At 61.7% G+C, this 22,449-nt stretch carries 20 protein-coding genes; 17 read left to right on the forward strand and 3 right to left on the reverse strand.

Annotated elements, in window-relative coordinates:
* The first annotated feature begins 37 nt into the window (after positions 1–37).
* Genes OQ248_RS13480 through OQ248_RS13490 form a run of 3 tightly spaced genes read left to right on the forward strand, consistent with a single transcriptional unit; the run spans position 38 to position 2,494 of the window.
* Positions 38–1,057 (forward strand): phosphotransferase, encoded by a 1,020-nt coding sequence (locus OQ248_RS13480; RefSeq protein WP_265813079.1) that lies wholly within the window; start codon positions 38–40, stop codon positions 1,055–1,057.
* Positions 1,054–1,725 (forward strand): N-acetylmuramate alpha-1-phosphate uridylyltransferase MurU, encoded by a 672-nt coding sequence (gene murU / locus OQ248_RS13485; protein WP_265813080.1) that lies wholly within the window; start codon positions 1,054–1,056, stop codon positions 1,723–1,725. Before OQ248_RS13480 ends, murU begins: the two co-directional genes overlap by 4 nt.
* 1 nt (position 1,726) lies before the next feature.
* Positions 1,727–2,494, forward strand: coding sequence for a TerB family tellurite resistance protein (locus OQ248_RS13490; RefSeq protein WP_265813081.1), 768 nt, complete (start codon positions 1,727–1,729; stop codon positions 2,492–2,494).
* 49 nt (positions 2,495–2,543) lie between these two features.
* On the opposite strand, the gene OQ248_RS13495 is transcribed toward OQ248_RS13490, so the two are convergent.
* Complete coding sequence (locus tag OQ248_RS13495) at positions 2,544–3,533, reverse strand: alpha/beta hydrolase family protein (RefSeq protein WP_265813082.1); 990 nt, start codon at positions 3,531–3,533, stop codon at positions 2,544–2,546.
* Positions 3,534–3,606: 73 nt separating this feature from the next.
* Between OQ248_RS13495 and OQ248_RS13500 the strand changes: the two genes are divergently transcribed.
* The 10 genes from OQ248_RS13500 (at position 3,607) to trpE (ending at position 16,052) form a co-directional block, all read left to right on the forward strand.
* Positions 3,607–6,006, forward strand: coding sequence for a sensor histidine kinase (locus OQ248_RS13500; protein WP_265813083.1), 2,400 nt, complete (start codon positions 3,607–3,609; stop codon positions 6,004–6,006).
* Entirely contained in the window at positions 6,007–6,636 is a 630-nt protein-coding gene (locus tag OQ248_RS13505) for a response regulator transcription factor (RefSeq protein ID WP_085709227.1), read from the forward strand.
* Positions 6,637–6,981: 345 nt separating this feature from the next.
* Positions 6,982–8,106, forward strand: coding sequence for an ABC transporter ATP-binding protein (locus OQ248_RS13510; protein WP_007959931.1), 1,125 nt, complete (start codon positions 6,982–6,984; stop codon positions 8,104–8,106).
* A gap of 48 nt (positions 8,107–8,154) precedes the next feature.
* Entirely contained in the window at positions 8,155–9,198 is a 1,044-nt protein-coding gene (locus OQ248_RS13515; RefSeq protein WP_085709228.1) for an ABC transporter substrate-binding protein, read from the forward strand.
* Positions 9,199–9,381: 183 nt separating this feature from the next.
* On the forward strand, positions 9,382–10,629 hold the full coding sequence (locus tag OQ248_RS13520) for an ABC transporter permease (RefSeq protein WP_085709229.1): 1,248 nt from the start codon (positions 9,382–9,384) through the stop codon (positions 10,627–10,629).
* 12 nt (positions 10,630–10,641) lie between these two features.
* The gene (locus OQ248_RS13525; RefSeq protein ID WP_085709230.1) at positions 10,642–11,466 is read left to right on the forward strand and encodes an ABC transporter permease; all 825 of its coding nucleotides are present in this window, start codon (positions 10,642–10,644) and stop codon (positions 11,464–11,466) included.
* Positions 11,467–11,749: 283 nt separating this feature from the next.
* Positions 11,750–12,898, forward strand: a complete 1,149-nt coding sequence (locus OQ248_RS13530; RefSeq protein ID WP_265813084.1) for an iron-containing alcohol dehydrogenase — start codon at positions 11,750–11,752, stop codon at positions 12,896–12,898.
* A gap of 114 nt (positions 12,899–13,012) precedes the next feature.
* Complete coding sequence (rpe, locus tag OQ248_RS13535) at positions 13,013–13,687, forward strand: ribulose-phosphate 3-epimerase (protein WP_003228808.1); 675 nt, start codon at positions 13,013–13,015, stop codon at positions 13,685–13,687.
* Positions 13,684–14,502 carry a phosphoglycolate phosphatase gene (locus OQ248_RS13540; protein ID WP_265813085.1) on the forward strand — a complete coding sequence of 273 codons (819 nt, stop codon included), beginning with the start codon at positions 13,684–13,686 and terminating at the stop codon, positions 14,500–14,502. The genes rpe and OQ248_RS13540 overlap by 4 nt, the downstream gene beginning before the upstream one ends.
* 71 nt (positions 14,503–14,573) lie before the next feature.
* Entirely contained in the window at positions 14,574–16,052 is a 1,479-nt protein-coding gene (gene trpE, locus OQ248_RS13545; protein ID WP_085709232.1) for an anthranilate synthase component I, read from the forward strand.
* Between the two features lie 71 nt (positions 16,053–16,123).
* Here the strand turns inward: trpE and estP are convergent, their stop codons facing one another.
* Positions 16,124–18,034 (reverse strand): esterase EstP, encoded by a 1,911-nt coding sequence (estP, locus tag OQ248_RS13550; protein ID WP_265813086.1) that lies wholly within the window; start codon positions 18,032–18,034, stop codon positions 16,124–16,126.
* A gap of 403 nt (positions 18,035–18,437) precedes the next feature.
* Here estP and OQ248_RS13555 point away from each other — a divergent pair, with 403 nt between their 5' ends.
* The 4 genes from OQ248_RS13555 (at position 18,438) to OQ248_RS13570 (ending at position 21,718) form a co-directional block, all read left to right on the forward strand.
* Positions 18,438–19,031 carry an aminodeoxychorismate/anthranilate synthase component II gene (locus tag OQ248_RS13555; RefSeq protein WP_007956309.1) on the forward strand — a complete coding sequence of 198 codons (594 nt, stop codon included), beginning with the start codon at positions 18,438–18,440 and terminating at the stop codon, positions 19,029–19,031.
* A 9-nt stretch (positions 19,032–19,040) separates the two neighbouring features.
* Complete coding sequence (trpD, locus tag OQ248_RS13560; RefSeq protein WP_265813087.1) at positions 19,041–20,090, forward strand: anthranilate phosphoribosyltransferase; 1,050 nt, start codon at positions 19,041–19,043, stop codon at positions 20,088–20,090.
* Complete coding sequence (gene trpC, locus OQ248_RS13565) at positions 20,087–20,923, forward strand: indole-3-glycerol phosphate synthase TrpC (RefSeq protein WP_119427656.1); 837 nt, start codon at positions 20,087–20,089, stop codon at positions 20,921–20,923. Before trpD ends, trpC begins: the two co-directional genes overlap by 4 nt.
* A gap of 96 nt (positions 20,924–21,019) precedes the next feature.
* Positions 21,020–21,718: a lipoate--protein ligase family protein gene (locus OQ248_RS13570; RefSeq protein WP_265813088.1), complete on the forward strand. Its 699-nt coding sequence runs from the start codon at positions 21,020–21,022 to the stop codon at positions 21,716–21,718.
* Positions 21,719–21,728: 10 nt separating this feature from the next.
* Here the strand turns inward: OQ248_RS13570 and crp are convergent, their stop codons facing one another.
* On the reverse strand, positions 21,729–22,373 hold the full coding sequence (gene crp, locus OQ248_RS13575; protein WP_085709238.1) for a cAMP-activated global transcriptional regulator CRP: 645 nt from the start codon (positions 22,371–22,373) through the stop codon (positions 21,729–21,731).
* Positions 22,374–22,449: the final 76 nt, after the last annotated feature.

The following is a 22,449-nucleotide window of genomic DNA, read 5'->3' on the forward strand; positions in this document are numbered from 1 at the left end:
ACCCGCTTGACGGCTAGCGCCGTCGGAGACCCTTGCAATGCCTGACCAAGATGTACGCTTGCAACACCTGAAAGTTTGGCTCGATGAACAGTTGGCGACCCTTTTTGCCGAACAGGGCTGGGGTGCCGTACCCCCGGCCACGTTGACTGCGGCCAGCAGCGACGCGAGTTTCCGCCGTTATTTCCGCTGGGAAGGTGCCGGTCGCAGTTTCGTCGTGATGGACGCACCGCCCCCCCAGGAAAACTGCAAACCGTTCGTGGATATCGCCTTTTTGCTGGCGAAATCCGGTATCAATGTGCCGAAAATTTATGCAGAAGACCTTGATCGCGGATTTCTTTTGCTCAATGACCTGGGCAACAAGACCTATCTCGACGTGATCAATGGCGAAAATGCCGACGCATTGTTCAGCGATGCCTTGCAGGCGCTGTTGGCTTTTCAGCAGTTGCCGATGGTGGCACCGCTACCGAGCTATGACGTCGCGCTGCTGCGCCGTGAGCTGGAACTGTTCCCCGAGTGGTACGTGAAGCGCGAGCTGGGCATCGAATTCGACGCCACGCAACAGCAGCAATGGCAGCAAGTCAGCGAACTGCTGATCGACAGCGCGCTGGCCCAGCCCAAAGTGCTGGTGCACCGCGACTACATGCCGCGCAACCTGATGCTCAGCGAACCGAACCCCGGCGTGCTGGATTTCCAGGACGCGGTGTACGGCCCGGTGACCTATGACGTGACCTGCCTGTTCAAGGATGCCTTCCTCAGCTGGCCTGAAGAGCGTGTACGCGGCTGGCTCGAAAGCTACTGGCAGCAGGCGACGGCGCTGAATATTCCGGTACAGCCGGATTTCGAAGATTTCCTGCGCGCCAGCGACCTGATGGGCGTGCAGCGCCACTTGAAGGTCATCGGGATCTTCGCCCGCATCTGTCACCGCGATGGCAAGCCTCGATATCTGGCCGACGTACCGCGTTTCTTCGCTTATATAGAAGCGGTGATCGCCCGCCGTCCGGAGTTGGCGCAATTGCAGGCGCTGCTGGTCAGCCTGCGTGCCGGAGTGACGGCATGAAGGCAATGATTCTGGCGGCCGGCAAAGGCGAGCGCATGCGCCCGCTGACCCTGACCACCCCCAAACCGCTGGTGCGTGCCGCTGGCGTGCCATTGATCGAGTATCACCTGCGCGCCCTCGCGGCGGCGGGTTTCAGCGACATCGTGATCAACCATGCCTGGCTCGGCCAGCAGATCGAAGATTACCTGGGTGACGGCTCGCAATTCGGCCTGAGCATCCGTTATTCGCCCGAAGGCGAGCCGCTGGAAACCGGCGGCGGCATCTTCCGCGCCTTGCCGCTGCTCGGTGACGAAGCGTTCCTGGTGGTCAATGGCGATATCTGGACCGATTACGACTTCAGCGTGCTGCACCAGCCGATCAGCGGACTGGCGCATCTGGTGCTGGCAGACAACCCGGCCCATCACCCGGCCGGTGACTTTAGTCTGATCGGTGATCAGGTACAGGACGGCCAGCCGGACTCGCCGACCCTGACCTACAGCGGCATCGCCGTGCTGCATCCGCAACTGTTCGACGGCTGCGCGGACGGCGCCTTCAAACTGGCACCGTTGCTGCGCAAAGCCATGGCGGACGGGCAGGTGAGCGGTGAGCGACTGAAAGGCCACTGGGTCGATGTCGGTACGCACGAGCGTCTGGCTGAAGCCGAAACCTTGATAGAAGCGAGTCGCTGATATGTTGTGGCCAGGGACTCTGATTGGAGCCGGAGCGGGTTTTGCTATCGCCAGCATTCCGGGGGCCATGCTTGGGGCTTTGTTGGGGCAGGCGCTGGATCGGCGTCTTCATCTGCAGAGCTGGGGACATTTGCGGGAAAAACTCGGCGGCCAGCCGATGCTGCGCAACGACGAGCTGTTGTTCGTCCTGCTCGGGCGTCTGGCCAAGAGTGACGGGCGGGTCACCGACGGTCATATCCAGCAAGCGCGTCAGGAGATGCGCGCACTGGACATGAGCGAGCCGGCGCAGCGCCGGGCCATTGCCGCGTTCAATCGCGGCAAGTCTGGCGGGGATCGTCTGCGCGGTTACCTGCGGCGTCTGAGTGCTCAACCCCATGCTGCCGAAGGCGTGTTGCGTGCCTGCTGGCGGATGGTCTGGGCCGATGGCCGGGCCGGCAGCAGCGAGCGCGAACTGCTGGCGCAGTGGGGCAAGTGGCTGGGCTGGACGACTCACCAGATTCAGGCGCTGGCGGCGGATTACGAACCGCACAAGCGCCCGATCGTCAGCGCGGCGGTGAGTTATCAGGACGCGATGCGTCTGCTCGGGGTGTCGGCGACCAGCGAACCGGCACAGATCAAGCGCGCCTATCGTCGCCTGCTCAGTCGCCATCATCCGGACAAGGTGGCCGGTAGTGGTGCGACGGCGGCCCAGGTGCTCGAAGCGACTGAAAGGACCCGCGAATTGCACAATGCCTACACATTGATTCGCGAGCGGCGGGATTTCCGCTAGATGAAAAAAAGATCGCAGCCCTGGCTGCGATCTTTTTTTGTGTGGTAGGTCAGTCCGGTTTTTGCGGATTCAACCAGCCGCGCACCCGGCGGAACAATTGCTCCTGCTCGGCCTTGTTGTCGGGCAGCGCCTTGAGCGCGACCTGGCTGAACGACGACGTCTTCAAGCGCTTGCTGGCCTGCAAACGTTCCAGCGCGGCGTTGCGATCCAGCGGCTTGTCCATATAGAAGATATCGGCCGTCGGCAGCTTCAGCAGTGGCGTCAGTTCTGCCAGTTCAGGATTGGCCTTGGGCGGCACTTGCGCGGCGACCATCAGCAGCTTTTCCACTTGCGCGGTCTGCTTTTCGTTGAGGAAACGTGCGGCCCAATAGGCGCCGGTGCCGTGACCCAGCAGCACGATGCTGTGCGCATCTTGCTGTTCGGCGTAGGCAATTGCCGCGTCGATGCGGGCGAAGATTCGCTCGGCGTCGGCTTTGGCCTGTTCTTCGGTGGTTTCGGCAACGACCTTGTCACCCACGTCCGCTTCACCGCCGGCGGCTTGCTCGATCGGTTGGGCGGTGGTCGAATCCTTGCTGCCGGCATCGGCGGTTTTCGGCGCTGCGGGTGCTTCGACCACGCGCGGTGCGATGGCATCGCTTTGCAGGTCGGGCAGGGTGATACTCAGGCTGTTCCACTCGACGTCCGGCAATTTACGCCGCAGCGGGCCGATCGCCTGGGGCCAGTCAGCGGTTTCGCCGGCACCGGGGATGAGGATCACCACGCCTTTGGGGTCGGCGGTGTTGGCCGGTTTCCACAGAGCGAGGAAGGTGTCGCTGCCGGCCTGCAACTGTTGTTGTTCCTGGGCCGGGACTTTGCGTTCGAGTGCCGAAGCCTCTTCCTGACTACGCTCAAGCAGTGGCTGGCGTTCGACCGGTTTTTCTTCGGCGGGTTTTTCCGCGGCAGGGGCGGGTGCCGGATCGGCGGCTTCGACGGAAAAGGCACAAGGCAGGATCAGCGACAGGCACAATGCTGGCATTGCCAGGCGAGAGACAGGGGGCATCGGTTATTCCAGGCCAGAAAGTATCCCGGCAGCCTAATGGGTTGGTCAGAATTTGTCAGTGTATGGGATTTCAATGATGCGTTTTTGCTGCCTGTGGGTTATCGGCTGTCTGGCGTTTCCCTTGATGGGCTGGGCCGCGTCTGCCCCGCCGAGTCATGCTGCGCAGCTGTCGGCGAGCCAGCATCAGTGGCTGGCCGGGCACAATGAATTGCGTGTGGGCCTGATTCTGCAGGCGCCGTACGCGCAATACGACCGGCGCCTGCAGCGGCTGTCCGGGGCCAATGTCGAGTTGATGAAGTGGATGGCCAAGGCCCTCCACATCGAACTCAGCTGGCGCAACTTCCCCGATCTGGAACAACTCGAAGCCGCCGCACGGGACGGCGAAATCGATATCGCCCCGGGTCTGACCCAGACCCCCGGCTCATTGCGCCTCTGGCAGTTCTCCGATCCCTACATGCGCGTGCCGCAACTGGTGGTCAGCGACCAGAAAGTCAGCAGTTCGGTCGAACTGGAAAAGCTCGACAGCCAGGCCCGGGTGGCCGTACGCATGCCCAGCGTCACCGCCGATTACCTGCGCGGCAACTATCCCCATCTGAATCTGCAAGGCGTGCCGCTGGAGCGTCAGGCGTTGCAGTTATTGTTGAGTCAGCAGGCGTCTTACGCGGTGGTGGATGAAGCGCAACTGGGGCGGCTGTCCACAGAGCCTGAGTTTGCCGGGCTGGTAGTGGTCGGCGACATCGGTTTGCCGCAACTGCTGCGGGTCGCCACCCGTCGCGACTGGCCGGAACTGGCCGGGATCGTCGAAAGCGCCTTGCGGGCGATCCCGGCGAAAGATCTGGAGCGCCTGCACACGCAATGGCTGCAACCCAAATACCCGAGGCTCTCGGAGTCGCCGGGGTTCTGGCAGAACCTGAGCCTGTTGTTCGCCGTGTTGCTGCTCAGTTGTGCGGCGATTGTTTTTTGGCAGCGGCGTCAGCAACGCAGTCTCGAACAACGCCTGCTGGCCGCCCGGGAAGACATCGCCCTGCGCGCGGCCAGCGAAGAAGCCCTGCGCCTGACCCAGTTTTCCATCGACCAGAGCACCGTCGGCATTCTCTGGGTCAACTGGGACAGCCATGTGCGTTACGCCAACCGCGCGGCGGAACACATGCTCGGTTATCCACAGGGCGCGCTGATCGAGCGACCGCTGATCGACTTCGAACCCGGCCTGCACATGGATCGCTGGCTCAATTTGTGGAAACGCGCCCGGGCCAGCGAAGAAGGGCCCCTCAGCTTCGAGACGAACTGCGTGCGGGCCGATGGCAGTGTGTTGCCGGCGGATGTGTCGCTGAGTTTTTTGCGCTTTCGCGACAGCGAGTATCTGGTGGTCTACCTCACCGACGTGACCGAGCGCCGTCGTGCCCTGGCTGCGTTGCAGGAAAGCGAGGCGCGCCTGCAAGGCATCGCGGCCAACGTGCCGGGGCTTGTATTCCGCCTGGAGCGGGCGCCGGTGACCGGGCAGATCGACTTTGCCTACATCAGCGAGGGCAGCGAAAGTCTGGTGGGCTACGCACCGGCCGCCATCGCCCATCGCGACATGGGTTTGCGCAGCCTGGTGCATCCGGACGACAAGGCCGGTTATCACCAGACTCAGGACCATGCGCTGGACACCGACAGCGACTGGTCGTGGCAGGGGCGAATTCTTACGCGCCAGGGCGAGCAGCGCTGGGCCGAGATCAAGGCCATCACCCGGCAACTGGAGGACGGCGCCTACGTCTGGGACGGCATCGTCTGGGACATCACCGAAAGCAAGCGTATCGAACTGGAGCTGGCGGCATCGCGGGAGCAGTTGCGCGAACTTTCCGCGCACCTCGAAAGCGTGCGGGAAGAGGAGAAGGCGCGCATTGCCCGTGAAGTTCACGATGAACTGGGGCAGATGCTGACGGTGCTGAAACTGGAGACATCGATGTGCGAACTGGCCTACGCGCAACTCGATCCCGGGCTTAACGAACGTCTGAACAGCATGAAACGCCTGATCGCCCAGTTGTTCCAGTTGGTGCGCGACGTGGCGACGGCGCTGCGCCCGCCGATTCTCGATGCCGGGATTGCCTCGGCGATCGAATGGCAGGCCCGACGTTTCGAGGCGCGCACGCAGATTCCGTGTCTGGTGCAGGTGCCGGACAATCTGCCACCGCTGAGCGACGCCAAGGCCATCGGCCTGTTCCGCATCCTCCAGGAGGCGCTGACCAACGTCATGCGCCACGCCCAGGCGCATACTGTGGAACTGACGCTGGCGCTCGAAGGCGCCGATTTGTGTCTGACCGTCAGCGATGATGGCGTAGGATTTGTCGCCGCTGCGGGCAGGCCGACATCCTTTGGACTGGTGGGCATGCGTGAGCGGGTGTTGATCATGGGCGGGCAGTTGTCACTCGACAGCGCGCCGGGCGAGGGCACCACACTGAGCGTGCGGGTGCCACTGGATGAGGAGAAGTAAGTGATCCGTGTACTGGTAGCCGAAGACCACACCATCGTTCGCGAAGGCATCAAGCAATTGATCGGCCTGGCCAAGGATCTGCAAGTGGTGGGGGAAGCGAGCAATGGCGAGCAATTGCTCGAGACCTTGCGCAATGTGCCGTGCGAGGTGGTGCTGCTGGATATTTCCATGCCCGGGGTCAACGGGCTGGAAGCGATTCCACGCATCCGCGCACTGAACAATCCGCCGGCGATTCTGGTGCTGTCGATGCACGACGAAGCGCAGATGGCTGCCCGGGCGCTGAAGGTCGGCGCCGCCGGCTATGCGACCAAGGACAGCGATCCGGCGCTGCTGCTGACGGCAATCCGCAAGGTCGCAGCCGGTGGACGCTACATCGATCCGGAACTGGCCGACCGGATGGTCTTCGAAGTCGGCCTGACCGATACGCGGCCGCTGCATTCGTTGTTGTCCGAACGTGAGTTCTCGGTGTTCGAACGTCTGGCCCAGGGTGCCAACGTCAACGACATCGCCCAGCAACTGGCCCTGAGCAGCAAGACCATCAGCACCCACAAGGCGCGGCTGATGCAGAAACTCAACATCACCTCACTCGCCGAACTGGTGAAGTACGCGATGGAACACAAACTTCTCTAGTTCACCGGAAACCAAATGTGGGAGCGAGCCTGCTCGCGATAGCGGTCGAACCGTCACCGCATCACCGACTGACAGAATGCAATCGCCAGCAGGCTGGCTCCCACCGGGTCTTCACTCCCTTGCAGACTGCACATATCCATTAGCGACAACTGCTTTTGCCGGTTCTGACGACTTGAGCCCCGACCCATGCGTCGGGTTTGCCAAAACGCGCCATCCTTGTAGGGCAATCCCTACCCCCGGCCTTCCATCCGGCTGAGGCGATTCTCTCCTGCGCCCCGATTTGCGTGACTGCAGGCAGCCACTAGGCTTAATCCCACAGCAGTCATCAATAACAAAGGTGTGGGTATGAGCCAGGTCGAATCAAACGCAGGGGCCAGCGATGTGCTGGTCAGCTTTCGTGGAGTGCAGAAGAGCTACGACGGCGAGAACCTGATCGTCAAAGACCTCAACCTGGACATCCGCAAGGGCGAGTTCCTGACCCTGCTCGGGCCGTCCGGCTCCGGCAAGACCACCAGCCTGATGATGCTCGCCGGTTTCGAAACGCCGACCGCCGGCGAAATCCTCCTGGCCGGGCGCGCGATCAACAACGTGCCGCCGCACAAGCGTGACATCGGCATGGTGTTCCAGAACTACGCGCTGTTCCCGCACATGACTGTCGCCGAAAACCTGGCGTTCCCGCTGACCGTGCGTGGCCTGAACAAGAGCGACGTCAGCGACAAGGTCAAGAAAGTCCTGAGCATGGTCCAGCTCGATGCCTTCGCATCGCGTTATCCGGCGCAACTGTCCGGCGGCCAGCAACAGCGTGTGGCACTGGCCCGCGCGCTGGTGTTCGAGCCGCAACTGGTGCTGATGGACGAACCCCTCGGCGCTCTCGACAAACAGCTGCGCGAACACATGCAGATGGAGATCAAACACCTGCACCAGCGCCTCGGCGTGACCGTGGTCTACGTGACCCACGACCAGGGCGAAGCCCTGACCATGTCCGACCGCGTTGCCGTGTTCCATCAGGGCGAGATCCAGCAGATCGCACCGCCGCGCACTCTCTACGAAGAACCGAAGAACACCTTCGTCGCCAACTTCATCGGCGAGAACAACCGCCTCAACGGTCGCCTGCTCAGCCAGAACGGCGAGCGCTGTGTGGTCGAGCTGGGTCGTGGGGAAAAGGTCGAGGCGCTGGCGGTCAACATCGGCCAGACCGGCGAACCGGTCACCCTGTCGATTCGCCCGGAGCGCGTCAGTCTCAACGGTTCGAGCGACCAATGCGTCAACCGCTTCTCCGGGCGGGTGGCCGAATTCATCTATCTGGGCGACCACGTCCGGGTGCGCCTGGAAGTCTGCGGCAAGACCGACTTCTTCGTGAAACAACCGATTGCCGAGCTCGATCCAGCGCTCGCGGTCGGCGACGTGGTTCCGCTTGGCTGGCAGGTCGAGCACGTTCGCGCGCTTGATCCTCTTCTAGAGGCGCATTAAGCGCCCCGGCAATACCAACACCAACCCTGCACGTGGAGAGAACAATAAATGTTGAGATCCCTGAAGTTCACAGCCCTGACCCTGGGCCTGATGGGTGCGGCAAGCGCAATGGCCGCCGGCCCGGATCTGACCGTGGTGTCGTTTGGCGGGGCGAACAAGGCGGCGCAAGTCAAAGCCTTCTACGCACCGTGGGAAGCGGCGGGCAACGGCAAGATCGTTGCCGGCGAGTACAACGGTGAAATGGCCAAGGTCAAAGCCATGGTCGATACCAAGAGCGTGTCCTGGGATCTGGTGGAGGTGGAATCGCCGGAGCTGTCCCGTGGCTGCGACGAAGACATGTTCGAGCAGCTCGATCCTGCGCTGTTCGGCAAGACCGAAGACTACGTCAAAGGCGCTATCCAGCCGTGCGGCGTGGGCTTCTTCGTGTGGTCGACCGTGCTGGCCTACAACGCCGACAAGCTGAAAACCGCACCGACCAGTTGGGCGGATTTCTGGGACACCAAGAAATTCCCGGGCAAGCGTGGCCTGCGTAAAGGCGCCAAGTACACCCTCGAATTCGCACTGATGGCCGACGGCGTTGCGCCAAAAGACGTCTACAAGGAACTGGCCAGCAAGAACGGCCAGGACCGTGCGTTCAAGAAACTGGATGAGCTGAAACCGAACATCCAGTGGTGGGAAGCCGGCGCCCAGCCGCCGCAGTACCTCGCTTCCGGTGACGTGGTCATGAGCTCGGCCTACAACGGTCGTATCGCTGCCGTGCAGAAAGAATCCAACCTGAAAGTGGTGTGGAACGGCGGCATCTACGACTTCGACGCCTGGGCCATCCCGAAAGGCCTGGACAAGGCACGTGCCGAAGCGGCGAAGAAATTCATCGCGTTCTCGGTGCAGCCGCAGCAGCAGAAGACCTACTCGGAAAACATCGCCTACGGTCCGGCCAACTCCCAGGCCGTGCCTTTGCTGGACAAGGCGATCCTGAAAGACATGCCGACCACCCCGGAAAACATCGCCAACCAGGTGCAGATCGACGTCAGCTTCTGGGCTGACAACGGTGAGCAACTGGAGCAGCGTTTCAACGCCTGGGCTGCGAAGTAAGTAGAGGGCTCGCCCCCCCTGTGGGAGCGGGCTTGCTCGCGAAAGCGTCAGTACATTCAACATTGATGTCGACTGACACGCCGCCTTCGCGAGCAAGCCCGCTCCCACATTTGGATCTGTATGCATCAATCGATCGAGGTGGTTCGCCACCTCTGTAACGATCAAAGATTTGCGGAGTACGTCATGGCTATCGCCGTTCCCCTGAACGAGGGCAACAGCCCCACCTTGAAGCAGCGGCTCAAGCACGCCGAGCGGGTCAACCGCTGGAAGGCCCAGGCGCTGATCGCGCCGCTGGTGCTGTTTCTGTTGCTGGTGTTCCTGGTGCCGATCGTGGCGCTGCTCTACAAAAGCGTCGGCAACCCGGAAGTGGTGGGCGGCATGCCACGCACCGTGGCGGCCATTGCCAGTTGGGACGGTCGCGGACTGCCCGCTGAACCGGTCTACAAGGCCGCCGGCGAAGACCTCGCCGAAGCGCGCAAAAACCAGACCCTGGGCGATCTGTCCAAGCGCTTGAACATGGAGTTGGCCGGCTATCGCAGCCTGCTGACCAAAACCGCTCGTTCGCTGCCATTCGCCAGTGAACCGGCCTCTTATAAAGAAGCACTGGAAGGCCTCGACGAACGCTGGGGCGATCCGGCCTACTGGCAGGCCGTGAAGCGCAACACCAGCAGCATCACGCCGTTCTACCTGCTGGCGGCAGTGGATCATCGCATCGACGACCTCGGCGAACTGGCCCCGGCCACCCCGGATCAGGCGATCTACCTCGACATCTTCGCCCGGACCTTCTGGATGGGCTTGATCATCACTGTGATCTGCCTGGTGCTGGCCTATCCGCTGGCGTACCTGCTGGCCAATCTGCCGTCGCGTCAAAGCAACCTGTTGATGATTCTGGTGCTGCTGCCGTTCTGGACCTCGATCCTGGTGCGAGTCGCCGCGTGGATCGTGTTGCTGCAATCCGGCGGCTTGATCAACAGCGCACTGATGGCGATGGGCATCATCGATAAACCGCTGGAGCTGGTGTTCAATCGCACCGGGGTCTACATCTCGATGGTGCACATCCTGCTGCCGTTCATGATCCTGCCGATCTACAGCGTGATGAAAGGCATCTCGCCGACTTACATGCGCGCCGCGATTTCCCTGGGTTGCCATCCGTTCGCCAGTTTCTGGCGGGTGTACTTCCCGCAGACCTATGCCGGTGTCGGCGCCGGTTGCCTGTTGGTGTTCATCCTCGCCATCGGCTACTACATCACCCCGGCGCTGCTCGGCAGCCCGAACGATCAGATGGTCAGCTACTTCGTCGCGTTCTACACCAACACCAGCATCAACTGGGGCATGGCCACTGCACTCGGCGGGCTGTTGCTGCTGGCGACCGTGGTGCTTTATCTGATCTACAGCTGGCTGGTGGGCGCCAGTCGCCTGCGCCTGAGCTAAGGGGAATTTGAAATGCTGAGTCCTTATATGTCGCCCGTCGAGCGGGTGTGGTTCTACAGCTTGCGGATCCTCTGCGGCTTGATCCTGTTGTTCCTGATCCTGCCGGTGCTGGTGATCGTGCCGCTGTCGTTCAACTCGGGCAGCTTCCTGGTGTACCCGCTGCAAGGTTTCTCGCTGCACTGGTATCAGGACTTCTTCGCCTCGGCGGAATGGATGCGCTCGCTGAAGAACAGCATCATCGTCGCCCCGGCCGCAACGGTGCTGGCCATGGTCTTCGGCACGCTGGCGGCCATCGGCCTGACCCGTGGCGATTTTCCCGGCAAGGCGCTGGTGATGGCGCTGGTGATTTCGCCGATGGTAGTGCCGGTGGTGATCATCGGTGTAGCGAGTTATCTGTTCTTCGCGCCGCTGGGGCTGGGCAACAGTTTCTTCTCGCTGATCGTGGTGCACGCGGTGCTGGGTGTGCCGTTCGTGATCATCACGGTGTCAGCGACCTTGCAGGGCTTCAACCACAATCTGGTGCGGGCGGCGGCCAGCCTTGGGGCCTCGCCTCTGGTGACATTCCGCCGGGTAACCTTGCCGCTGATTGCGCCGGGGGTGATTTCCGGGGCGCTGTTTGCCTTTGCGACATCGTTCGATGAAGTGGTGGTGACGTTGTTCCTCGCCGGACCCGAGCAGGCGACGTTGCCTCGGCAGATGTTCAGCGGGATTCGCGAGAACCTGAGTCCGACGATTGCGGCGGCTGCCACTTTGCTGATTGCCTTCTCCGTCATCCTGCTGCTGACGCTGGAGTGGTTGCGTGGGCGGAGTGAGAAGCTGCGTACTGCTCAGGTTTAGCATTCGGCTTGAGATCGTTACCCCCTCACCCCAACCCTCTCCCCCAAGGGGGCGAGGGGGAAGGGAGCAGATATTCGTGCTGTTCAGAATCTGTGTTCGACTCGGTATCGCAAGTCGGTGTACATCTCCTAATCACCACGGTCAGTTCCCTCTCCCCCCGGGAGAGGGTTAGGGTGAGGGCGCTCTTGCTCTTAATCGATCATTCATGGAGTGAATGACAGACAACCCCAATTCCCCAGCTACGCTTGTGCTCAGCTCCCACATCTATAAGAGGCTGCGCACGATGAGTCTTTCCTCGTTCAAGATCGCTCACAAACTGATCACCGGCGCCGGGGCCATCGAGCAACTGGCGGCCGAGCTCACGCGGCTGGATATCGACAACCCGCTGATCGTCACCGATGCCGCGCTGGTCAAGTCCGGCACGGTGGAGCTGGCGCTGGCGCAGATCGGCGAGCGTGAGTACGAAATCTTCGACCGAGTGCTGCCGGATCCGGAAATCGCCATCGTCGAAGACTGCATGCGCGTCTACCGAGAGGGCGGCCATGACGGTCTGATCGGCCTCGGTGGTGGCAGTGCCATCGACATCGCCAAGAGTGTTGCCGCGTACGCCGGTTATCACGGCGCGCTGGAAGATCTGTTCGGCGTCGATCAGGTGCCGCGCAAAGGCCCGCCGCTGATCGCCATCCCGACCACGGCCGGCACCGGTTCTGAGGTGACCAACGTGGCGATTCTTTCGGACAAGGTCGCCCAGTTGAAGAAGGGCATCGTCAGTGACTACCTGTTGCCGGACGTGGCGCTGGTCAGCCCGCAGATGACCCTGACCTGTCCGCGCAGCGTGACCGCCGCCAGTGGTGTCGATGCGCTGGTGCATGCCATCGAGTCCTACCTGTCGTTGAATGCCTCGCCGATCACCGATTCGCTGGCCATCGGCGCAATCAAGCTGATCGCCCGGTCTTTGCCCAAGGCCTACGCCAATCCATCCAACCTGCAGGCCCGGGAAGACATGGCCACCGCCAGCCTGATGGCCGGCATGGCGTTCGGCAATGCCGGGGTCGGCGCGGTGCATGCGCTGGCGTATCCGCTGGGCGGGCGTTTCAACATTGCCCACGGCGTCAGCAATGCGCTGTTGCTGCCGTATGTCATGACCTGGAACAAGATGGCCTGCGTCGAACGGATGCAGGATATTGCCGAAGCCATGGGGGTGAAGACCGCTCATCTGAGTCTCAATGAAGCGGCCGACAGTGCCGTCACGGCAATGACCGAACTGTGCGCTGCGGTAGAAATCCCGCCGGGGCTGCGCAGTTTCGGCGTGCCCGAAGACGCGATCCCGGCCATGGCCGTAGAGGCCGCGGGGATCGAGCGCCTGATGCGCAACAACCCGCGAAAGCTCAGCGCTGGCGACATCGAGAAGATCTACCGGGCGGCGTACTGAGAACCCGACGGTCATCCGTCATGGCACAACCCAATCATCGCGGTCACGGTGCGCGCGCGGAAACTTGAGGTATACAATGCGCGCCATCGTGATTTAGCTCAGAAAAGGTGCGTCATGCAGCCCTTCGTTATTGCTCCGTCGATTCTCTCCGCCGACTTCGCCCGCCTGGGCGAGGAAGTGGACAACGTTCTGGCCGCCGGTGCCGACTTCGTCCACTTCGATGTCATGGACAACCACTACGTGCCGAACCTGACCATCGGCCCGATGGTCTGCGCCGCGCTGCGCAAGTACGGCATCACCGCGCCGATCGACGCACACCTGATGGTCAGCCCGGTGGATCGCATCGTCGGCGACTTCATCGAGGCCGGCGCCACCTACATCACCTTCCACCCGGAAGCCACGCTGCACGTCGATCGTTCGCTGCAACTGATCCGTGAAGGCGGCTGCAAATCCGGCCTGGTGTTCAACCCGGCGACCCCGCTCGACGTGCTCAAGTACGTGATCGACAAGGTCGACATGGTCTTGCTGATGAGCGTCAACCCGGGCTTCGGCGGGCAGAAATTCATCCCCGGCACCCTTGACAAGCTGCGCGAAGCGCGCGCGATCATCGATGCCTCGGGCCGTGACATCCGCCTGGAAATCGACGGCGGCGTCAACGTCAACAACATCCGTGAAATTGCCGCTGCCGGTGCCGACACCTTCGTGGCCGGCTCGGCGATCTTCAATGCGCCGAACTATCAGGAAGTCATCGACAAGATGCGTTCCGAACTGGCGCTGGCCCGCCCATGAGCGGATTTGAGCAGCTGTTCCCGGGGCAACTGCCGCGGTTGGTGATGTTCGATCTGGATGGCACGCTGATCGACTCGGTACCCGACCTGGCGGCGGCGGTGGATAACATGCTGCTCTCCCTCGGGCGCAAGCCTGCCGGTATCGAGTCGGTGCGCGAGTGGGTCGGCAACGGTGCGCCGGTGCTGGTGCGCCGCGCCTTGGCCGGTGGCATCGACCATTGCGCCGTGGATGACGTCGAAGCCGAGCATGCGCTGGAGGTGTTCATGGAAGCCTACGGCGCCAGCCATGAGCTGACCGTGGTCTATCCCGGCGTGCGCGACACTCTGAAATGGCTGCACAAGCAGGGCGTGGCCATGGCGCTGATCACCAACAAGCCGGAGCGCTTCGTCGCGCCGCTGCTGGATCAGATGAAGATCGGCCGCTACTTCAAGTGGATCATCGGCGGCGATACCCTGCCGCAGAAGAAGCCCGATCCGGCGGCGCTGTTCTTCGTCATGAAGATGTCCGGCATTCCGGCCTCGCAATCGCTGTTCGTCGGCGACTCGCGCAGCGATGTGCTGGCGGCGAAAGCGGCGGGGGTCAAATGTGTCGCGCTCAGTTATGGCTACAACCATGGCCGGCCGATTGCCGAAGAATCCCCGGCGCTGGTGATCGACGATCTGCGCAAGCTAATTCCCGGTTGCCTGGATACGGCCGCTGAGATAACGTTGCCCGACGCATCTCAATCCCCTTCTGGAAACGCCATCGTGGTGGTCACCCGCAAACTCTGGATGAAAGTCATCAAGGCCCTGGCCCGCTGGCGTTGGCGCGCCTGACTTGTTCCTGGCCGGCCTGCCGGCGCGTTTGCACACCTGACTGATTTGCACCTCACACCACGAGGCACCCTATGATCCGCGAAGAATTCCTGCGTCTGGCCGCTGACGGCTACAACCGCATCCCGCTGGCCTGCGAAACCCTGGCCGACTTCGACACCCCGCTGTCGATCTACCTGAAACTGGCCGACCAGCCCAACTCCTACCTGCTCGAATCGGTGCAGGGCGGCGAGAAATGGGGCCGTTACTCGATCATCGGCCTGCCGTGCCGCACCGTGCTGCGGGTTCATGACCATCACGTCAGCATCACCGTCGATGGCGTCGAGACCGAAAGCCACGACGTCGAAGACCCGCTGGCCTTCGTCGAAACCTTCAAGGCTCGCTACAACGTGCCGACCATCGCCGGTCTGCCGCGCTTCAACGGCGGCCTGGTGGGTTACTTCGGCTACGACTGCGTGCGTTATGTAGAGAAGCGCCTCGGCAAGTGCCCGAACCCGGATCCGCTGGGCGTACCGGATATTCTGCTGATGGTCTCCGATGCGGTAGTGGTATTCGACAACCTCGCCGGCAAGATGCACGCGATCGTGCTGGCCGACCCGGCGCAGGCCGATGCCTACGAGCAGGGTCAGGCGCAGTTGCAGGAACTGCTGGAAAAGCTGCGTCAGCCGATCACCCCGCGTCGTGGCCTGGATTTCAGCAAGCAGCAGGCGGCCGAGCCGGTGTTCCGCTCCAGTTTCACCCAGGATGACTACGAAAAAGCCGTCGACACCATCAAGGAATACATCCTCGCCGGTGACTGCATGCAGGTTGTGCCGTCCCAGCGCATGTCGATCGACTTCAAGGCTGCGCCGATCGATCTGTACCGCGCGCTGCGTTGTTTCAACCCGACGCCATACATGTACTTCTTCAACTTCGGCGATTTCCACGTCGTCGGCAGCTCGCCGGAAGTGCTGGTGCGGGTCGAAGACAATCTGATCACCGTGCGCCCGATTGCCGGCACCCGTCCTCGCGGAGCCACTGAAGAGGCGGACGTGGCGCTGGAAGAAGACCTGCTGTCCGACGACAAGGAGATCGCCGAGCACCTGATGCTGATCGACCTCGGTCGCAACGACACCGGGCGTGTTTCGGAGATCGGCTCGGTGAAACTCACCGAGAAAATGGTCATCGAGCGTTATTCCAACGTGATGCACATCGTGTCCAACGTTACTGGCCAGTTGAAATCCGGGCTGACCGCCATGGATGCATTGCGGGCGATTCTGCCGGCGGGCACCTTGTCCGGGGCGCCGAAGATCCGCGCGATGGAAATCATCGACGAACTGGAGCCGGTCAAGCGTGGCGTGTATGGCGGCGCGGTCGGTTACTTCGCCTGGAACGGCAACATGGACACCGCCATTGCGATCCGCACTGCAGTGATCAAAAACGGCGAGCTGCATGTGCAGGCCGGTGGCGGCATCGTTGCCGACTCGGTGCCGGCGCTGGAGTGGGAAGAAACTATCAACAAGCGTCGGGCGATGTTCCGTGCCGTTGCGCTGGCGGAGCAAACCCCGGACTGAGTGACGGGGGGGATTCAGCCATAAAAAAACGCGGCGCCTGTGAGGGCGCCGCGTTTTTTATTGCCGACTGATCAGAAGTCGAGACTTACGCCAACATTGACCCCTTGCTGGGTAAAGTCGTCATCCTTGCGAATGTTGTAGCTGGCGCGAAGAGCGACTTCCTTGGTGAGGTTGTGGCTGACGCCCAGGTTCAGGCGGTTGAGGTTGGTCTGCGGCGTGTAGCCTTCCAGGGTGTAGCGATTGTTCGGCAGGCTGTTGAGGTTCATCGTCAGATCCTGGGCGTCGTCGTTGTATTCGCGCTCGTGGGCGAATTCGCCGAACACCTGGGTCTGTGCGGTGATCTGGTATTTGCCCTGGATGCCGAGACCGAGACGGCGGGAGTTGCGCGACTGGTCGTCGAAGGTCAGCGCAGTGGCGTCCGCGCCTTTTTCCGAATAACCGTCGACTTCCACCTTGCCGAAGTCGGCGCTGACGAATGGCGACAGATGCCATGGGCTGCTCGCCTCTGGCGCGATGTCGTAGCCGACGCGGCCGCCGATGGCCAGTACATAGCCGTCGGTATCGCCTTTCTCGCCACGTTCGTTGACCCCGAGCTGGAACTTGCGCTTCAGGCTGTCGTAGTCCAGATGTCCGGCGGTAACGGCCAGGTCACCCCACCAGCGGTTTTGCTGGTACTGGGCGAATGCGGTGCCCATGTAGGAGTTGAGTTTGTACTCGGAGTCGTTGTCGCCGGCTTCGAGTTTCTGGTGATAGAAACCCGCCGCCACACCGACACGCCAGGCGTCGTCGAGGCGGTAGCTGCCACCGATATTCAGGTTGTAACCGTTGCCGTCGGCGCTTGCCCCGGCGTGCTGGTCGTCGAAGTCCTGATGCTGGCCGCCAGCGGAGACAATCGCTCGCCATTGACCGACGCCTTGCCAGTTTTCCCAGTCGGCCAGCCATTGGTTACGCAGTTCGTCCTGATGCGCGCGCAACGTGCCTTGGGCCATTTCCGGCAGCAGGGTCAGTTCCCATGGGGCGGCCAGCAACGAGTAGGCGTAGTCGGCGATCAAGCGTTGCCCGGCTTCGGTCGGGTGCACCGAGTCGTTGTAGATCAGCTTGGTCGGGTCCGGCGTGGCGCTGTTGATCCCGTACCGAGCGTTTTCGGTGCAGCTGTCGCCGCTGAAGCAGGTGGCGACCAGGTTCTGATCGGTAGCCAGGCCGAACTGTGCCGGGTTGGCAAACGCTTCCTTGAGCAGAACCGGAATGTTCAGCGGGATCACGTTGGCGCCGACCGTCTGCAACTGGCTCACCAGCTCGGTGTTGAACTGGGCGCTGAGTTGCGACGTGAAGCCTTGCAACGGTGAGCCGTTGATGGCCGGAGTCAGGCCGATGTCCGGCAGCAGCCAGACCATGATGTAGCGGGCACCCGCGCCTTGCAGAGTGCGCACGCTGTCGACCAGTCGATCGGCGGCGGCGTTGGCCTGAGGCAGGCTGGTGACGCGGCCCTGAAGGAAGTCGTTGCCGCCTCCAGTCAGGTAATACAGGGCATTCGGGTCGGCGCGGAAGCCGTTCGACGGCAGGTAGCCGGCACGGGTGCGTTCACCGCTGGCGGATGTAGTGGTGATCGAATCGAGAATCTGGTCGGTGCGGTAGCCGCCGACCGCCCAGTTATTGCCATCCGGCAGACCCTGGCCGGCGCGTACCGCCGAATCCGCGGAGGCGGTCTGATTCGGCGTGAAGCCCAGGCGGCCGCCAATCAGTTGGGTGGCGTTGAGCGAATAGAACTCTCCGCTGCCGTCCTGATAGTTGGGGCCGGTGCGGTTGGTAAACCGTTTGACCGAGCCGGCAGGACCATCCGGATCGGAAAACGTCCCCGCGTCGCTGAGACTGTCACCGAAGACAACGAAATTCGAATAAGGATTGGGTGCGGCATTCGCCTGGGCGCAGGCCATCGCGAGCAGGCATCCGGCGAGCGGTACAAACAACGTCTGTTTGATCATGAGCAAGTCCGTTTATTTATTGTTGTATGGAACGAAACGACAGTACCAAAAACTTCCGGCGTTTTGCCATCGGTCGTCAACCCTCCCATAGTTTTCCCCCCGTCAGGCCCGGCCATATTGCACGCTCTGCCCAGCTAAGTTACTGTGCGGGAACGTATGAACGAGACCTTCCCCGTGTTGATCACCAGCAAACTTCTGGATCAAGTCATCAAGGCACACGCCCGCTGGCGTTGGCGCGCCTGAATCTTTTCTGCCGGCCCCGCCGGATCTGTATCGCTTTGCCTTCCTTGCCCGTTTGATATGCCGCCTTGCCGTCGCCACTTGCGCGTCCGACTTTGTGCAGCGTCCTGGCAAGTCATCCGAAGGCTGTTTCCAAGTCAGAATTCAAGAGGTTCGAAACGCCATGTTGCTGATGATCGACAACTACGACTCCTTTACTTACAACGTTGTGCAATACCTCGGCGAGCTGGGTGCCGAGGTCAAGGTCGTGCGCAACGACGAGCTGACCATTGCCGAAATCGAAGCACTCAACCCGGAGCGAATCGTGGTGTCCCCCGGTCCGTGCACGCCGACCGAAGCCGGCATCTCCATCGAAGCCATCAAACACTTCGCCGGAAAACTGCCGATCCTCGGCGTCTGCCTCGGCCATCAGTCCATCGGCCAGGCCTTTGGCGGTGATGTGGTACGTGCCCGCCAAGTGATGCACGGTAAGACTAGCCCGGTATTCCACGAGGACAAGGGCGTATTTGCCGGTCTGAATCGTCCGCTGACCGTCACCCGTTATCATTCCCTGATCGTCAAGCACGAGACCTTGCCCGATTGTCTGGAGCTGACCGCGTGGACTCAGCACGATGACGGCTCAGTCGACGAAATCATGGGCCTGCGTCACAAGACTCTGAACATCGAAGGCGTACAGTTTCACCCGGAATCGATCCTCACCGAGCAGGGCCATGAACTGTTCGCCAACTTCCTCAAACAAACCGGCGGCACGCGCTAAGGACTCTCCATGAATATCAAGACAGCCCTGAGCCGTATCGTCGATCACCTCGACCTCAGCACCGAAGAAATGCGCGACGTGATGCGCGAAATCATGACCGGCCAATGCACCGACGCGCAGATCGGCGCGTTCATGATGGCCATGCGCATGAAGAGCGAGAGCATCGACGAAATCGTCGGCGCGGTGTCGGTGATGCGCGAGCTGGCTGATCAGGTCGAACTCAAGACCCTCGACGGCGTGGTCGATGTGGTCGGCACCGGCGGTGATGGCGCGAACATTTTCAACGTTTCCACGGCTTCGGCTTTTGTCGTTGCCGCTGCCGGCTGCACTGTGGCCAAGCACGGCAACCGCGCGGTGTCGGGGAAGAGCGGCAGCGCCGACCTGCTCGAAGCGGCCGGGATCTACCTCAACCTGACCCCGGTTCAGGTGGCACGTTGCATCGACAACGTCGGCATCGGTTTCATGTTTGCCCAGACTCATCACAAAGCCATGAAGTACGCCGCCGGCCCGCGCCGCGACCTTGGCCTGCGCACCCTGTTCAACATGCTCGGCCCGCTTACGAATCCGGCCGGCGTCAAACATCAGGTAGTCGGCGTCTTCACCCAGGCCCTGTGCCGGCCATTGGCCGAAGTCTTGCAGCGTCTGGGCAGCAAACATGTGCTGGTGGTGCATTCGAAGGACGGTTTGGACGAGTTCAGCCTTGCCGCGCCGACTTATGTGGCCGAGCTGAAGAACAACGAGATCACCGAATATTGGGTCGAGCCGGAAGATCTGGGCATGAAGAGCCAGAGCTTGCACGGTCTGTCGGTCGATGGCCCGGAAGCCTCGCTGGCACTGATCCGCGATGCACTGGGCAAGCGCAAGACCGAGAACGGCCAAAAGGCTGCGGAAATGATCGTGCTCAATGCCGGTGCAGCGCTGTACGCCGCTGACCTGGCGACAAGTCTGAAAGAAGGCGTGGCACTGGCCCACGACGCTCTGCACACCGGCCTCGCTCGGGAAAAACTCGAGGAGTTGGGTGCCTTTACCGCGGTATTCAAAGTGGAGAATGAGGGATGAGTGTACCGACGGTTCTGGAAAACATTCTGGCCCGCAAGGTTCAGGAAGTCGCCGAGCGTAGCGCCCGTGTGAGCCTGAGCGAGCTGGAAAGTCTGGCCAAGGCGGCCGATGCACCCCGCGGTTTTGCCCAGGCATTGCTGGCGCAGGCCAAGAAGAAACAACCGGCCGTGATCGCCGAAATCAAGAAGGCGTCGCCGAGCAAAGGCGTGATCCGCGAGAACTTCGTTCCCGCCGACATCGCCAAAAGCTACGAGAAGGGCGGGGCGACCTGCCTGTCGGTACTGACCGATATCGACTACTTCCAGGGCGCCGATGCTTACCTGCAACAGGCCCGCGCCGCGTGCTCGCTGCCGGTGATCCGCAAGGACTTCATGATCGATCCGTACCAGATCGTCGAAGCCCGTGCCCTGGGCGCCGACTGCGTGCTGTTGATCGTCTCCGCGCTGGATGACGTGAAAATGGCCGAGCTGGCTTCGGTGGCCAAAGGCGTCGGTCTCGATGTGCTGGTGGAAGTTCACGACGGTGATGAGCTTGAACGCGCATTGAAGACGCTGGACACGCCGCTGGTCGGGGTCAACAACCGCAACCTGCATACCTTCGACGTAAGCCTGGAAACCACCCTCGACCTGCTGCCACGGATTCCGCGCGACCGTTTGGTGATCACCGAGAGCGGGATCCTCAATCGTGCCGATGTCGAACTGATGGAAATCAGCGACGTTTACGCGTTCCTGGTCGGAGAAGCGTTCATGCGCGCGGAAAGCCCGGGCATTGAACTGCAACGTCTGTTCTTCCCTGAGCGCGGCGTTCCGGTGAGCGGTTCGACCCTCGACTGATCGACTCTTCGCTGGCGCCCGTATCCCTGTGGGAGCGGGCTTGCCCGCGAAGGCAGCATAAGATTCACCTCAGGCTCAACGTCCTATGGAAACCTTATGATCCCCACTTCCCTGACCATCGAAGCCGGCCTGCAAGCCGAACAGGATCTGCTGGCATCGGTCTGCGCCGGCGACGCCGAATTCGGTTTGCTGTTCTGGCAGCCCAGTGATCGTGCTTTGGTCATGCCGCGCCGTTTGAACCGCCTCCCCGGATTCGATCACGCCTGCGAAGTCTCCGCCGCTGCCGGTTGGCCGGTGTTGCTGCGTGAAACCGGCGGTGAACCTGTTCCGCAATCGGCTTCCACCATCAATATTGCACTGGTCTACGCACCGCCTCGCAGCGAAGGCGATCTGAACCGCATCGAAACCGGATACCGGCGTCTGTGTGATCCGATCTGTCAGTTGCTGGATGAGTTGGGTGGCGTGTCTTCGCTGGGTGAAATTGACGGCGCGTTCTGCGACGGTCGCTTCAACGTCAACCTCGACGGTCGCAAGATGGTCGGCACCGCTCAGCGCTGGCGTCAGAGTCAGGGTGGGCAGCGCCCGGTTGGCCTGGTGCACGGTGCGATGTTGCTGGATGACGAACGCGAATCGATGGTGGCGGCGGTCAATCGCTTCAACGAGGCGTGTGACCTGGAGCAACGGGTACGCGCTGCAAGCCACATCGCGTTGCATGAGAAATTCCAGGCGCCCCATGCCTTGGCGCGTCTCGATGAACTCTTTCGTTTGATGCTGGCGCAGATCTACGCCGGCTGACTTTTCAGATTCAGCGAGTGCCGAAGACCACCATGGTCTTGCCCTTCACATCCACCAGGTTGCGTTCCTCAAGATCCTTGAGCACGCGACCGACCATCTCCCGCGAACAGCCAACAATCCGCCCGATTTCCTGACGGGTCACCTTGATCTGCATGCCGTCCGGGTGGGTCATCGCGTCGGGTTGCTTGCACAGTTCCAGCAAGCAGCGAGCAACACGACCCGTGACGTCGAAGAACGCCAAGTCGCCGACCTTGCGTGTGGTGTTGCGCAGGCGTTGTGCGATTTGTCCGCTGAGCACGTAAAGAATGTCTGGATCCTGCTGCGACAATTCGCGGAATTTGGCGTAGCTGATTTCCGCGACTTCGCACTCGACCTTGGCCCGCACCCAGGCACTGCGCTCCTGTTCCTGGCCGGCCTGTTCGAACAGGCCCAGCTCGCCGAAGAAGTCCCCGGCATTCAGGTACGCGATGATCATCTCGCGGCCGTCGTCGTCCTCGATCAGGATCGTGACCGAGCCGCGGATGATGAAGTACAGCGTGTCCGAGCGATCCCCGGCGCAGATGATGTTGCTCTTGGCCGCATGGCGCCGGCGCTGGCAATGCATCAGCAGCTTGTCGAGGTTCTTGATTTTGGGTGTGGGGGTAATACCAACCATGGTTGTATCCCGAAAAGACTGCACGGTTATATTTGGTTTTTATATGAGGCGCTGAGGCGATCGCTACAAATACCGG

It is taken from the genome of Pseudomonas sp. COW5, from assembly GCF_026240005.1.
GTDB classification, from domain to species: domain Bacteria; phylum Pseudomonadota; class Gammaproteobacteria; order Pseudomonadales; family Pseudomonadaceae; genus Aquipseudomonas; species Aquipseudomonas kribbensis.